This is a genomic window from Planctomycetia bacterium (genome assembly GCA_015075745.1).
Taxonomy (GTDB): domain Bacteria; phylum Planctomycetota; class Phycisphaerae; order UBA1845; family UTPLA1; genus UTPLA1.
Genome location: JABTTW010000001.1, coordinates 853,019 through 866,862, shown reverse-complemented (window position 1 = coordinate 866,862; position 13,844 = coordinate 853,019). Strand labels below are relative to the sequence as shown.

Here is a 13,844-nt window from a genome sequence, read left to right as displayed (position 1 = left end):
CGGTGGCGATGCACCGGACGCCGTACTCCGCTGGCCACGGCATGGACCACAAGGTATGAAAGACCTCACCGCTAGCTCGGGCGAAGCCTCCTTGGTCGAATCAACCGCCGAAAAGCACGTCGTCGATCTTCAGGCGGTTCTCGGCGTCTCGCGAGATCTGGCCGCCATTTCCGAACTGACCCCGCTCCTTCGCAACGTCGAACGGGCCGCCCTGGCCGTCCTCGAGTGCGAACGCGCCACCGTGTTTCTCTATGACCCGGAGCGCGAAGAGCTCTTCAGTCGCATGGCCACCGGCGTCGACGAGATTCGCTTTTCCGCCGATCGCGGAATCGCCGGCGAGGTCGTCCGCACCGGCGAAGTCATCAACGTGCCCGATGCCTACGCCGATCCGAGATTCAATCCCGAGATCGATCGCAAGACCGGCTTCCGCACGCGCAACATGATCACCTTCCCGCTTTTGGGCTTCGACAACAAGATCGTCGGCGTCCTTCAGTTGCTCAACAAATCCAAAGGTTCGTTCGATCCGTGGGACGACGAGCTGGTCCGCACCTTCGGCGCCCAGGTCGGTGTCGCCTTGCAGCGCCAGCTTCTCCTCGAGCACTACGCCGAGAAGCAGCGCATCGAGCGCGACCTCTCCATCGCCCGCGACATCCAGCAGGGGTTGATCCCCGACAAGGCCGCCGAGGTTCCCGGTTTCGACATTGCCGGGTGGAACAAGCCCGCCGATGAAACCGGCGGCGACTGTTACGACTACATGGCCCTTTCAGACGGCTCGCTCGCCCTCACCATCGCCGACGCCACCGGCCACGGCATCGGCCCGGCCCTCGTGATCGCCGAATGCCGCGCCCTTTTTCGCGCAACCATCTCCCTCTCCAACGACCTCAGCATGGTCGTCTCGCGCATCAACAATCTGCTTTCCGAAGACTTGCCCGACGACAGATTCGTCACCGCCTTCTTCGGCCTCCTTTCGCCTCAGACGAACACCCTGTCCTTCCTCAGCGCCGGCCACGGCCCGTTGATTCAGTATTTCAGCGACAAGGACGAATTCGTCGAGCTGTCCGCCAACGCCATGCCCCTCGGCATCATCGCCGACGTCCCGTTTGATGATCCCGTCCGATTCCACATGCAACCCGGAGACATGATGGTGCTCGTCACCGACGGCTTCTTCGAGTGGCAGAATGAGCAGAGAGAGCAGTTCGGCACCGAGCGCATGTACAAAATCCTTCGGGCCATGAAGGATCGCCCGTGCTCGGAAATGATCGAATCGCTCTACCGCGAAGTGCGGGCCTTCGCTCCCGGCACCCCCCAGGCCGATGACCTCACGGCCATCATCATCAAAAAGCTCTGATCACGTTGGCCTTCCCCAACCGCGTAGCGTGGGTTTCCCCCAACAGGGTAGCCTCCGGCCCGTGCGTAACTCCTGAGCAGTTGCGATAGAATCCGCTACATTCGCACAAGAACCAATGCTGATGTATTCACGATATCGGCATCCGCGCCCAAACCCGCCGGGCGACCTCAACAGCCCTCCGCCGCGCCGGCCGTTCATCGATGAAAACGACCTCCCGACTGCGTAGTGCCCACTTCCCGCCGATCAGCACATCCCGAACGTGCTGCGAATCCATCGCAAAGATCAGATGCCCGGCCGCATTCTCCGTCGTCAGCGGCGCAGCAGGGATGTAGTCCGTCACCACGACATCCGCCGCGGCCCCGGCAGACAAAGAGCCGAGCTTGCGACCCAGCAAACTGCCCGCCGTCCGCGCCGAGCGCACCAGCATCGAAACAACATGCGCCGGCGATATCCCCGCCTTGCCGTCGCGCGACTTAAACCACGCATGGCGCAGCTCCGCGAACATGTCCGAGCCGATGCCGTCCGTTCCCAGTTGAATCGGCCCCGGCCCGCCGCCCGCCGCGCCCGATCCGATGATCGCGCCGATGGGGGCATAGCCGACCTGGTTGTTCATATTCGACCGCGGATTGTGCGCGATGGCCCCGACCGCGCCCGACAGTCGCTTTGCATCGTCCGTCGACAGGTGCGTGCAATGCGCCAGAATCGTCTTTGCCGAGGCGGGATTCTTGGGGTCGCCGATGCCGCACCGCGCCAGACGATCCACCAGCGGCGATCCATACTCCCGGCGGCATATTTCGTCGTCGCAAGGGTCCTCCGCGACATGGATATGCACACCCGTATTCGTCTCGGCGGCCACTCGAACGCATCCGGAAAGCAGTTCATCCGACATCGTGAACGCCGCATGCGCGCCCACCAGCGCCGCAAATCGTCCGTCCGCCCGAGCACAGCATTTCGAAATGTACCGCCGGTTCTCCTCCAGCCCGGCGAGCCCGTCCTTCGTCCCGTGCCGATCCGTGCTCTCGTAGCAAAGCACGCCGCGAAGCCCGACCGCGTCGATCCCGCGCTCCAGATCGTCCAGGCTCCCCGCGATGTGCGACGGCGAGGCGTGGTGATCGATCATCGTCGTCGTCCCGCATCGCAGCGCGTCCAGTGCGCCGATCGTCCCGCTGACCTCGACCGATTCCGCGTCGTGCGCCCGATCCAGTCGCCACCAGATCAGTTCGAGAATCTCGTGAAAGTTCCGCGGCGTCCGCGGCGGCCCCGGCATGCCCAGCGCCGGCACGCTGTAAAGGTGCGTGTGGCCGTTGACCAGACCCGCCATCACAACAGCGCCGTGGCAATCAATCACCTCGTCGCCCGCCTGCGGCGCGACGCCGGGGCCGATGCTGTCAATCGTCTCCCCGTCGATGCGCAGCGATCCCTCCACTACCGAGACCGGATCGAGATCGAACAGCAGTGCATTTGTCAGGGTTATGGACATCGAATTCGCCTCGTCGTGATGCTCGAATGGAACATACCACCGCCCCTCGGGCGATCAAGTCGGATTCACCAGTTCGTCCTCGATCAATTCGGCGTACCTGCGCGCCAAATCATCACCGATCGTGGGCCGACTGTAAGTAAGGCTCAAATTGAGCTGCTCGCCGAACTTGCTGAACACAGGGTTCCACGCAGGCGGCGTCGTCGTCGGCCCGCCGCCCCAGATGTTCTTCACCCGGGCATTCCCAATCGTGCGCAGGTGTCCTTTGATCTCTCCGTAATACGAGAAACCAGACGAGCACCGATTCACGCTCAGCGGCAGCTTGAAGATCAAATGATAAAACCACGCATGCCAAAGCGCCGCGAGTTCCAACAAAGCCCACTGAGCGATGTCCCCGCTTGCCGCCAGGAATGCCTCCACCTGCCGAAGAATCTCGGCTGACAAAACCGCCCGATCGGTCGTCTCCGTTTCCAGAACCCGCAGCGTCGGCGCAACGAGGTAATTTCCAACCAGCGGCCGCCGCTCAAAGAGACGTCCGTCCGGCCGCGAAAACCCGACCCGCATCGGAAACGTAATGAAAAAAGCCTCCGCCCGGCCGCCTCGCTCCACGTGCAGCCGCTGCTGCGCACGACACACCGCTGCGGCTAAAAAGCGCGAGAACATCGCAGGGCCGCCCGGCGTCAGTCGCTTGGCCGCCGCTCGCATCTGCGTAAACACTTCGCCGTCCCAATGGCGATGCAGAACTGCATACCCGCTGAACCGCGCCTTCGAGTCGATCAGCTCCTGTTGCGACCCGACGTTCTTCAGCGCCCGCCCTGCGCCCATTCCGCGCCGAATCATCCCAATCAGTTTTAACCAACTGTAATCCTTCAGCACCCGCGGCGCTTGATGATCCGGCAGCAAAAGGGCATCTTTGTCACCCGTGTGCGCGGCCACCGTCGGCGGCTCATCGCCCAGCGACGCGAGAAAGAGCTGCGCCCCCTCGGCATCCATCAGGTAATGCGGCCAGCGCAGCACCAGTCGCGTCCGCCCCAGCGGCATCGCGTATTGCTCGAGCCGCACCTGCGGCCCGCTGCTGCGATACCAGTCACCGCCGTACCGCGCCTCACACATCTCCTCGAGTGCCGCGCCCGCGTCAGCCACCGACCTGAGATCGTCGAACTGATAGACACGCGCCGCCGCCTCTTCCACCTTGGCCTCGCGCCCATCGCCCACCTGCCAGAACGGTCGAAGCCGAAACAGCGACATCCCTACGCCGCCCACCAGCACCGGATGCCTCGACAGGGCCCGCGTCAGCGCCGCCTTCATCGCAGACGCCTCGATCTCGCCCTCCAGCTCGACGATCATGTAAGGAAAATTGCCGCCGCCGGTCCGATGCCAGACACGGTGCTGCCCGAAAATGACAAAGTCGCATGCGTTAAGCGGAATGCGCATCGACAGACTCACCGTACCGATGCCTGACTGACGGCAGAGGCCGCCGGCCGACTGCGAAGCGCCGCCGCGAATTCCTTCGGGTCGAAATGAAGCCGCGGATCATCCAGTCCACCCGGAAACGTCAGCCGCAACTCGCGCACATCGCCGTTCTTGTCTGCCTCCGTCACTTCAATCGTCACGTGTGAAAGATGAAACGCGTCGCCCGTGCGGGGCTCCCACGTCGGCCCGCGCGTCAAACGATGAAATCGTGTGCCGAGTAGCGCCCCGTCTTTGGCTCGCAAGAGCGCCGTCTTGTCATCCACGCGAATCACATTCACCGACACTGACGGGGGGAATAGGTAAGTCGCCGATACGTCCTTCTTACCCGTCATGAATTCCAGCCTGTCCCCGGCGCAGATGATTTCCAATGCCGAGTCCGCCTGCTTGAGCACCAGCGCGTCGCCGTCCTTCAGCGGGCGATCCATCGTGGCAAGGGCCCGCTCCAGCCGCGCCGCCGAGTTGGCCTCGACTCCGTTCATCACCAGCACCGTGGCAATCGCGCAGCAAATGCTCACGATGCCGTTCGTCGCATTCAACACCGTGCGCACGCTTAATGGGGCGATCCCGACCCGCGGATTCGTCGAAACGATCACCGCTGATAACAGGTAACTCCACCCGATCGTGGCCGTGCACAAAGTTCGCGTGCTCGCCGTCATCGCCCGCAGACCGGGAAGAACAAAGAGAATCGCCCAAAGTACGAAAAAGAGTGTCGTCCGGTCGCCCAGCGCCGCAATCCGAATGTAATAAACGGCAATCACTAACATCAACGCGCCGCCGCCCGCCACCACCAGCGTCACGTACTCCGGCATCGCCGCAAGCGTGTCGATCGGATACCCCAGCGTCCAAACCGCCGCATAAAGCAAGAGCGACACCGGCAGGCTGAGGCCAAGCTGGCTCGGCATCCCCGTTCGCCCGTCCAGATCAAATACCCACGGGCGCGAATAAGCGTAATAGGCCACGAACAGAATCGACATCACCACCATCGCCAGCGCAATGGCCAGTGGCGCCAGATCGTCGAACCACCGCTTCGTCTGCCATCGCCGAATCAGTTCGTGCAATCCGATCACCGCCGCCAACGCGACGGCCACTTCCTTGGAGAAAAGTGCGAACGCAAACGCCCCGACGGCCATCAACAAAAACCGCCGCCGCCCGGTCGCAACAGTCGCCCAATAAGCCCCCGCCGCAATCGACACCCCGATCACCACGAGTAGGTCCTGCCGGTTGCACATCCACGTCACCGGCGGCGTGACGGTCTGAGAGACGCCGAAGAAATACGTCGCCACCCCGGCGCGCACCGTGTCCCCCGACGCACGAAGGAACATCCACCGAACGCTGAACAACGCAATCGCGAAGATGAGCAGGCTCGTCAGCCGATAGAAAACCGGCCGCCGCCCGTAAAGAAAAACGTCGGCGTAAAAAAACCACTCGGAAACCGGCCGCAGAAAATCCAGCCGCCCGGACTCCGGCGACCACCACGGGATCGTCCCGCGATCGCGCAGCCGCTGCCATTCCTCGTCCGAATCCGCGAACCGATACAGCCCAAGCTCCGTGCGCTCCCCTCGCTGATACGCCTCAGACTTGAGGATCAGATTCAGATCGTCCGCCAGAAACGGCCCGCCCAGCGTCCACACATAAAGCAGCAGCGGCCCCCCGAGCCAGAACAGCATGTACGGCGCGCCAAGTCGTAGCAGATGAAACGGCCTCTCCAGCAGCGGCAACTCCGCGAATTTCCGCTGATCGGCGCGGGCCATCGACTCGCCGGACTTTGCAAGTGGCAAGTTCAATACGATGTGCCTCGCCAGGTGATCGGCTTGCCGCGTTTCAGTTCAGCCGCCGCCCGCACACAAATGCCGATCAGCATCGCCGCGCCGAGAGGGTGAAGGAATGCAAATCGTCGGCCCGTTCCCGCCCGCGAATACACTTGCCACGCCAGCACCATCGAAGCCAGCAGGTGAACGACCACCAGCCCGGCCCACCACGGTCGATACGGAATCTCCCACCCGAATGGCCCCGCCAGCACAAGTCCCGCCGCAAGTCCGATCGGCAGCAGCGAGACGAAGTTGAGCCCGTTGATCGTGATAAGAAATCGCGGCAGCGTCTTCAGCCCGCCGATGAATGTCCGCGTGATGCCCCGCACCGTCCGCGAGAGCGTCCCGTACATGCGCAGTGCAAAGAGCTCCGGCGCCAATACGTACGCAATGCGCTGGCCCGCACGCTTCGCCACCCGCATGATCGCGCTGTCTTCGTCATACGCCCGCACAACGCACGTATGCCCGCCGATCGCCCGGTACGCCGACTGCCGCGCCACGATAAACCCGCTGCCGATCGCATTGTCCCACTTCGGGTCCGCGATCTTCCGCGGGTCGTACCACGCATACGTCACTGCGCCGAGCATCGGCACCAGCAGCCGCTCCCAGAACATCGATAGCACCGGCCGGCCCATCACCGCCACCCAGTCCAGCCCCTGCGTCGTCACATGATCGACCAGCGTCCGCAGGCAGTTCGGATGCAGCTCAAAGTCGCTGTCGATGAACGCCACCATCTCCCCGCGCAGCTCCGGCATCGCCGCCGCGACCGCCGACGGCTTTCCATACTGGCCCTCGGGCAGCGAGGTGATGTCGATCCGATGCACCGCCGGATGCTTCGCCTGCACGCGCGCGATCTCTGCAGCCGTCCCGTCCGTCGACCGGTCGTTCACCACGATGATCCGCATGCCGGGGTAATCCTGCGCGAGGATCGACTCCAGACACGCCGCGATATGCGCCTCTTCATCCTTGACCGGAATCACTACGTCGAGCGACGGCCACTCGCGCGCAGGAACGTCTCCGGCCCCCAGCTCGCGCTGACCCCGAAGCAGCGTAAACGTCTGATAGACGCTTCGACACAGAAGGAGGACGCCAATGGCGTAGCCGACCAGTAGAATTCCCGAAATGGTTGTCAGCATCTTGTTTCGAGGCGTCGCGAGTCCGACCGATCGTGCAACGAGCATTCCCCCACCCTTGCGTCGCAATCGAGGGAGCCCGAATTATCGACCAGGTCCGCAGGGCGTCAACGCACACCGTAAAAAGGCGATCGTTCCCGCCGCACCGGCCATGACGAGCACCAACGCCCGCGCCGCGTCCCTATTGCCGCGACAAAGGCTGCATCGAGCCGGTTTGACACGCCCCTGTCAGCGGTTTCTAATGTCCGATTCGCAGGCGAAAGCCCGCGACGGGGCGTAGCTCAGCCTGGTCTAGAGCGTCTGCATGGGGTGCAGAAGGTCGCTAGTTCGAATCTAGTCGCCCCGATTGCCGCGTAGCGGCAATAGAGCAGGAGAAGGAAGAAAGGAGAAAGTAGAGCAAACAGGCAGCGGTCGCAATTAGAGTGACCGTAGCCGAACGCGTTGCCGACTCCTGCGGTCTCCTTTCTACTCTCTCCTTTCATGGCCTTCGCATTCGAAAAACTTATCGTCTACCAGAGATCGGTCGACTTCGCCGACCAAGTTTCGACGGCCACTGAGGCTTTCCCACGCGGCTACGGTTTTCTCGCCGACCAACTCAACCGAGCGTCATTATCCATCGCCGCCAACCTCGCAGAAGGCAACGGCCGTTTCACCAAACCGGATCGGCGCAACTTCTTCGGCATTGCCCGAGGGTCGGTCCAGGAATGCGTACCCCTGCTGGAGCTTGCACGAAGGCGATCGCTCATCACGCCTGAACGACATATGAAAATGAAGAATGACCTTGAGGAAATCGCCAAAATGCTCTCCGGCCTGATCAACGGACTGGAAAAGCGCTCGGCCTAACAAGCATCCATTGCCCCGCAAAACGCTCCCCTTCGCGCCCCAGTGCCATCCATCGCGAATTGCATCCAGTTTCTCCCGACTCGCATGTATAATGTACGGCTGCTCCTGGACCGTGCCGGGGCCATCGTCGAGCGATACGCCTACGATTCCTACGGCCGGCCGAGAATCCGCGAGTCCTGCGGGCGTGGCGATATGAACAACGACACCAAGATGTCCAGCGGCGACACGACGCGCTTTGATGACGCCAACGACGACACCATCTGGGACCCGCGCGCCGACATGGACGACGACGGGGACGTGGATGCCGCCGATGAGACCGCCTACGACCTCAAGTACTCCGACTGGAGCGGAGCAGGCCCGCCGGTCGATCCGCGTCAGGCCTTCAGCGACGTGGGCAACCCCTTCATGTTCCAGGGCATCCCCCACTTCGCCCTCGACACCGCAAGCTCCGCCACCGAAGGCAAGCTCATGCTCAACCACCACCGAGCCCGCTTCGCCGATCCGGTGACGGGAAGGTGGACGACAAGGGACCCATTATTATACAATCGACCATTGCTTCGCACAAACACTGCCCTCCTACATTCTCTTGTGTTTCTATGGGATATCAAAGCCCGCAACAATAATGATGTCGGCGATTCGAATCCGATGTACGAAATGTATGGCGATAATCCCACCCTGATGGCTGATCCAACAGGTCTCATCAACTTTAGCTGCAACGCTGGGCCGGGCTTTTTTTGCGTAACCGCTTATCTCGGATGCAGTAGTTCGTGTACGAACTTCGACAACGTCTATTGCGGACCATGCGTCGGAGGACAACAGACTTGCCGTTTGGCCACAACAGGCGGCTCCGGAAGTGGGAGCGGTTGGTGGACAGGTGCCGTCGAGCTATAACCGAATTTCGTTGATGGTGGCGGGATAAAAAAAGGCGGCGTACTCTCGGGACTTGTTCGAGGTTCCGAGCCGCCCACGATGGGCAGAGGAGTACGCCGATGCAGGAGAGTAACGAGTCGATCGAGACGATTCCAGTCCCCAGCCGAGACGTTTTGACGGAGATTCTGCGGGACGGGGCCCAACGGCTCCTGGGCCAGGCGATCGAGGCGGAGGTCGATGGCTGGATCGAAGGGCACGCCGATCTGCGCGATCCGCAAGGCCGCCGGCAGGTGGTCAAGAACGGCCATCATCCCACCCGGACCCTCGTCACCGGCGTCGGGCCGGTGGAGGTGACGCAGCCGCGGGTGTGGGACCGTCGGATCGTCGGCCGCGGCGAGGCCGGCGAAGCGTTGGATGCAAATGGCCAGGCCGTGGAGCGGTTCTGTTCGTCGATTTTGCCGCCGTACCTGCGGAAGACGAAGGCCATCGAGGAGTTGATCCCCTGGCTGTACCTCAAGGGCATCAGCACCGGAGACTTCAGCGAGGCCCTGCAGGCGCTGGTCGGTCCCCAGGCGGCGGGGCTCAGCGCCACGACGATCACGCGTTTGATGACGAGTTGGCAGGACGAGTACCAGTCATGGAATCGCCGCTCCCTGGAAGGCAAGCACTACGTGTACCTCTGGGCGGATGGGATTCACTTCAACATCCGCCTGGAGGAAGACCGGCAGTGCATTCTGGTGCTGATGGGCGCGAGGGCGGACGGCCGCAAGGAGCTGATCGCGGTGGTCGACGGCCATCGCGAGAGCGAGCAGTCGTGGTATTCGCTGCTGCTGGACTGCCAACAACGGGGCATGACGATCGACCCGAAGCTGGCCACGGCGGACGGAGCGCTGGGCTTCTGGGCGGCGCTGCCGAAGGTCTATTCGACGACCCGGGCGCAGCGCTGCTGGGTGCACAAGACGGCCAACGTGTTGGACAAGATGCCCAAGCGGGTGCAGACCGGCGCGAAGGCCAAGCTGCACGAGATCTGGATGGCGCCGACGCGGGAGAATGCGAACCAGGCGTTCGATCACTTCGTGGCCCACTACGCGGCCAAATACCCCGGCGCGGCCGAGTGCCTGGTGAAGGATCGCGAGGTGCTGCTGACGTTCTACGACTTCCCGGCCGAGCACTGGCGGCACCTGCGGACGACGAATCCGATCGAAAGTACGTTCGCCACGGTGCGGCTGCGTCACCGCCGGACCAAAGGCAACGGCAGTCGGATCGCGTGTCTGGCAATGGTGTTCAAGCTGTGCGAGTCCGCCGCGAACCACTGGCGGCTGCTCAATGGCGCGACGCTGCTTCCCGATGTCATCGCCGGTGTGAAGTTCGTCAATGGAGAAAAGGCCGAGAGAAACGCCGCCTGATTACCGCGTCATCAACGAAATTTGACCATTACTCGGTGCCGTCTGGACTCAAGGATGTTCAGGCAACACGGAGGCACGCTGCGAGCAATGGTGTGCCGGGACCAATCCTTTTGTTCAAACCTGCTATTTCACAGGTCCTCCAGCAACAACTACGGTTGCGGCCGGAGTCGCAGGATGTGTAACTACCGCTACTATTTCTTGCAATGATCTATGATCAAATTAATACTTCTGGAATCCTTCGTTCGTAAGACTGTTTCGGATTATTGAATTCATGACTCAACTCCGACGGGATCATCTCGGTGGATTCTGACTTAGGAAATTCACGCCAATGCGCTATCACTGCCAACCATATACGCTGTATTCAATGCAGTTATGATCTCTATGGAAAAGGAGAGCATGACATATGTCCTGAGTGTGGCGTTTCAACTGTATTTTCCTTTGATTCTTACCGACTCTTTGTTACCGGATATCCACAGCTCCAAATCCTAAAAAGAGCACTCTACCGTCAGTTCGTCTCGCACATGATGCTACTTGTTTGGCTGGTTACCGCATTGCGAGTACGTACTGGGTACCAAGCTATTATTTTTCAATTGTGCATCGCAGGAATACTGTTGACAGTCTCTATTTCATGGCTAGCTACACGCAGACTATTTTCAGTCCGCCGAATCACCTCAAGTTTACGCAAGATGTTTACAGTCGCTGAGTCCTGTCGATGCACCAAGTGGATTTCCATTGACAATTTGGTCCCTTTTTCTATGGCACTTGCTCCGATACCATATTTTTATGTCCAAGTCACCTTCGTTACCCAATGCCTAATCAACCCGGGTACGATACCGATTACGTTTCCCCATGAGTTCTCACCAATTCTGTCGATAGTGGTAATCGGCCTGGCTATTACTCCGTTTGTTTGTTATTTGTGGTTTGCATCTTATATTATGTCAATGATACCGGCGCCGCGCGTCTGCAGATTACTTCGCCTCGCATCCCTGCTCATTTTGGCATGGCTAGTCCTCACGCATGTCCAGTCGCAATGGTCAATGGCCATTGCTTTTCTCTTGCTGCCGATTATTTGGAGTGCAAATAGCTGCTTTCTGTACGTCGCAGTGCATACAATTGATAAAGTAAACAAAAGAGTACAATGCAATTGACCCGCCCCGTGCGCTACCCCATGTTAAGTAGACCCGTGTTAAGAGGGTGTTTCAAGACGGTCTCAGGACACCGAGTTTCTGAGCGAGAATGTGACCGGCGGATCGAGTTCGTCAACGCCGACTTCGACCAAACCACTGAATACTGGTACGACGGGGTCAAGGAAATCGACGAGAAAACCACCCAGGACGGCGAAATCCCCTCCTACACGAACCGTTACTACATCCATGGCGTCAGCTACGTCGATGAGCACCTGCTGATGCTGGCCGGCACGAAGCCCTATTACTACGTGCTCGATCGGATGTATAATGTACGACTGCTTCTGGACCGAGCCGGGGCGATCGTCGAGCGGTACGCCTACGACTCCTATGGCAGGCCCAGAATCCGCGAGTCCTGCGGGCGTGGCGACATGAATAACGACACGAAAATGTCAAGCGGCGACACGACCCGGTTCGATGATGCCAATGACGACACGATCTGGGACCCGCGCGCCGATATGGATGACGACGGCGATGTGGATGCCAACGATGAGACCGCCTACGACCTCAAGTACTCCGACTGGAGCGGAGCAGGCCCGCCGGTCGACCCGCGTCAGGCCTTCAGCGACGTGGACAACCCGTTCATGTTCCAGGGCATCCCCCACTTCGCCCTCGACACCTCAAGCTCCGCCACCGAAGGCAAGCTCATGCTCAACCACCACCGGGCACGATTCGCAGATCCTGTCACGGGGAGATGGGTGACAAGGGATCCGCTGCACCATTACCGGAAACTCAGGATTCCCTTGATTCCTTCAGAAGAAGTCAATACCCGCGAACTAATTGTCGGTCCAATGCGAGTGGACTTGCCTGGCAATGCGACGAGGCCAAATGGCGATGCAGGTAGCACCCCCTTCCTACGGATCGGTTCCCGAATAACAGAGAGTTCAAGAATGTATTTTCAGCAACGAGTGCAACTCTTTGCTTACCTCTCAAACACTCACGGACTCTATGCCGACCCTAGTGGCCTAGCATGCTGTTTGACAGACAGGAACTGCTGTGATGAAGCTGCACAGACGGGCCTAGATGCAGGAGATTCTGGAGGCGTTCTCTGTTGTTGCGGTCGAAAAGTAACATGTTCGTGGGACTGGAAGAACAACCCGACATGGGGACCTGGGGGACCAGGGGCCGAGGGAATAATCAGATACTGTACGCTAGCTCATGAGCAAACACACTTAGATGATGTGGATTGTCCTTCAGATGTTGACTTGAGCAGGCCACCATTCTCAAATCCTAGTGACGAGAATATTCATTATCAGGAATGTGTTGGCTCCTGTGCGGGTGCCCAATGTCTGGAGAATTCAATCGACAGATGTGGTTCCAATCAGAGTTGTCGTGACGCAATTCAACAAAATCTTGATTGGGAAAGGGAACAGGCTGCAAATCACTGCGGTGAATTCGTACCCCCAGGGGGATGCTAATGCTGACCAGAAGGCCCAGCTTTGTGACCACGGCAGGGCGGTTTAGACCGAGTAGTGTAAACTGACATGTGTTTTCGCCCAAGGATTGCTGCCGATATTGTGAAGTGCCATTCACCAGTCCTATGGAGGTAACATGAATCGTACTTTTGGAAAGACCATGGCGCGCCGTGTTGCTTACCTTTCAATGTTCTGCTTTTTCTTCTTACCCATTAGTACCGGATGTGGCGGGAGTGTGGAATCAAACAGTGGGATATCGAAAGACGATCGTCGGTCGCGAGACACGCCTGTTCTTTACTTCGTGCATTACCCAAGCCGTGGAAAAGGCCTTAATGATAAGGAGTTTAACATCGCTGTTTGGGACGATGGTCACTGCCTGAAATGGCGGTACTCGAGCGGCCGGTTTGATTCTCTCCTTGCTGGTATTTGCGATAAGAAAGCGATAGATAACTTGCTACGCAGCTTTGAGCAGATTGGGTTCTTCAGATACCTAGCCGATAGTTACATCGTTCCAGATTCCCACTATATCACGATCTTTGCAAGCTTCCGGGAACAATCAGCGAGCCAGTCGCGTGCTTTGGCTCCGCGAAATATTCGGGACAATGAAATTGACTCTGTTCAAAAGTTACAATTTGATGATATGTGGCTTAGTGCCCGTCAGTTAGTAATTGAGTTTACGGATACGCTCAATTGGCAAGATGTTGCATTTCCAATTGCTGATCAATCAATTGTTCGCGGACTAGACTTGAATCGGCCGTCACGCACGAAATGGTTGTTGCCGTGTCATGAGGCACCTCAAAACCCGCCAGGCGTGAGCGCCCTCAAACCCGGCCATTGATTCTGTTCCCCTAGAGGTTTCTAACGGCACTGACGGGGTCAAAAACGCG

Annotated in this window: 10 protein-coding genes and 1 tRNA gene; 7 read left to right on the top strand and 4 right to left on the bottom strand. The window is 59.6% G+C overall.

The window, feature by feature from the left end; all coding sequences use genetic code 11:
* Positions 1-55: 55 nt before the first annotated feature.
* Entirely contained in the window at positions 56-1,348 is a 1,293-nt protein-coding gene (locus HS101_03425) for a SpoIIE family protein phosphatase (GenBank protein MBE7505315.1), read from the top strand.
* A 127-nt stretch (positions 1,349-1,475) separates the two neighbouring features.
* On the opposite strand, the gene HS101_03420 is transcribed toward HS101_03425, so the two are convergent.
* The 4 genes from HS101_03420 to HS101_03405 are packed head-to-tail and all read right to left on the bottom strand — an operon-like array spanning position 1,476 to position 7,287.
* The gene (locus HS101_03420; protein ID MBE7505314.1) at positions 1,476-2,828 is read right to left on the bottom strand and encodes an amidohydrolase family protein; all 1,353 of its coding nucleotides are present in this window, start codon (positions 2,826-2,828) and stop codon (positions 1,476-1,478) included.
* A 54-nt stretch (positions 2,829-2,882) separates the two neighbouring features.
* Positions 2,883-4,259, bottom strand: a complete 1,377-nt coding sequence (locus HS101_03415) for a hypothetical protein (GenBank protein ID MBE7505313.1) — start codon at positions 4,257-4,259, stop codon at positions 2,883-2,885.
* Between the two features lie 8 nt (positions 4,260-4,267).
* Positions 4,268-6,082 (bottom strand): hypothetical protein, encoded by a 1,815-nt coding sequence (locus tag HS101_03410; protein ID MBE7505312.1) that lies wholly within the window; start codon positions 6,080-6,082, stop codon positions 4,268-4,270.
* Complete coding sequence (locus HS101_03405; protein MBE7505311.1) at positions 6,079-7,287, bottom strand: glycosyltransferase; 1,209 nt, start codon at positions 7,285-7,287, stop codon at positions 6,079-6,081. Before HS101_03405 ends, HS101_03410 begins: the two co-directional genes overlap by 4 nt.
* A 222-nt stretch (positions 7,288-7,509) precedes the next feature.
* Here HS101_03405 and HS101_03400 point away from each other — a divergent pair.
* The 6 genes from HS101_03400 (at position 7,510) to HS101_03375 (ending at position 13,795) form a co-directional block, all read left to right on the top strand.
* Positions 7,510-7,585 (top strand) — tRNA-Pro (locus tag HS101_03400).
* 134 nt (positions 7,586-7,719) lie between these two features.
* Complete coding sequence (locus HS101_03395; protein ID MBE7505310.1) at positions 7,720-8,082, top strand: four helix bundle protein; 363 nt, start codon at positions 7,720-7,722, stop codon at positions 8,080-8,082.
* 84 nt (positions 8,083-8,166) lie between these two features.
* Positions 8,167-8,973 (top strand): hypothetical protein, encoded by an 807-nt coding sequence (locus HS101_03390; protein ID MBE7505309.1) that lies wholly within the window; start codon positions 8,167-8,169, stop codon positions 8,971-8,973.
* A gap of 98 nt (positions 8,974-9,071) precedes the next feature.
* On the top strand, positions 9,072-10,358 hold the full coding sequence (locus tag HS101_03385) for an IS256 family transposase (GenBank protein MBE7505308.1): 1,287 nt from the start codon (positions 9,072-9,074) through the stop codon (positions 10,356-10,358).
* Between the two features lie 1,138 nt (positions 10,359-11,496).
* Positions 11,497-12,960 (top strand): hypothetical protein, encoded by a 1,464-nt coding sequence (locus HS101_03380; protein MBE7505307.1) that lies wholly within the window; start codon positions 11,497-11,499, stop codon positions 12,958-12,960.
* A 133-nt stretch (positions 12,961-13,093) separates the two neighbouring features.
* Positions 13,094-13,795, top strand: a complete 702-nt coding sequence (locus HS101_03375) for a hypothetical protein (protein MBE7505306.1) — start codon at positions 13,094-13,096, stop codon at positions 13,793-13,795.
* Positions 13,796-13,844 lie beyond the last annotated feature (49 nt).

Excerpts from the sequence above, each read along its gene's own strand:
- HS101_03385 (MBE7505308.1), top strand. The coding sequence starts at position 9,072 with ATGCAGGAGAGTAACGAGTCGATCGAGACGATTCCAGTCCCCAGCCGA.
- HS101_03375 (MBE7505306.1), top strand. The coding sequence starts at position 13,094 with ATGAATCGTACTTTTGGAAAGACCATGGCGCGCCGTGTTGCTTACCTT.
- HS101_03420 (MBE7505314.1), bottom strand. The coding sequence starts at position 2,828 with ATGTCCATAACCCTGACAAATGCACTGCTGTTCGATCTCGATCCGGTC.
- HS101_03415 (MBE7505313.1), bottom strand. The coding sequence starts at position 4,259 with ATGCGCATTCCGCTTAACGCATGCGACTTTGTCATTTTCGGGCAGCAC.
- HS101_03390 (MBE7505309.1), top strand. The coding sequence starts at position 8,167 with ATGTATAATGTACGGCTGCTCCTGGACCGTGCCGGGGCCATCGTCGAG.
- HS101_03425 (MBE7505315.1), top strand. The coding sequence starts at position 56 with ATGAAAGACCTCACCGCTAGCTCGGGCGAAGCCTCCTTGGTCGAATCA.
- HS101_03405 (MBE7505311.1), bottom strand. The coding sequence starts at position 7,287 with ATGCTCGTTGCACGATCGGTCGGACTCGCGACGCCTCGAAACAAGATG.
- HS101_03395 (MBE7505310.1), top strand. The coding sequence starts at position 7,720 with ATGGCCTTCGCATTCGAAAAACTTATCGTCTACCAGAGATCGGTCGAC.
- HS101_03380 (MBE7505307.1), top strand. The coding sequence starts at position 11,497 with ATGCAATTGACCCGCCCCGTGCGCTACCCCATGTTAAGTAGACCCGTG.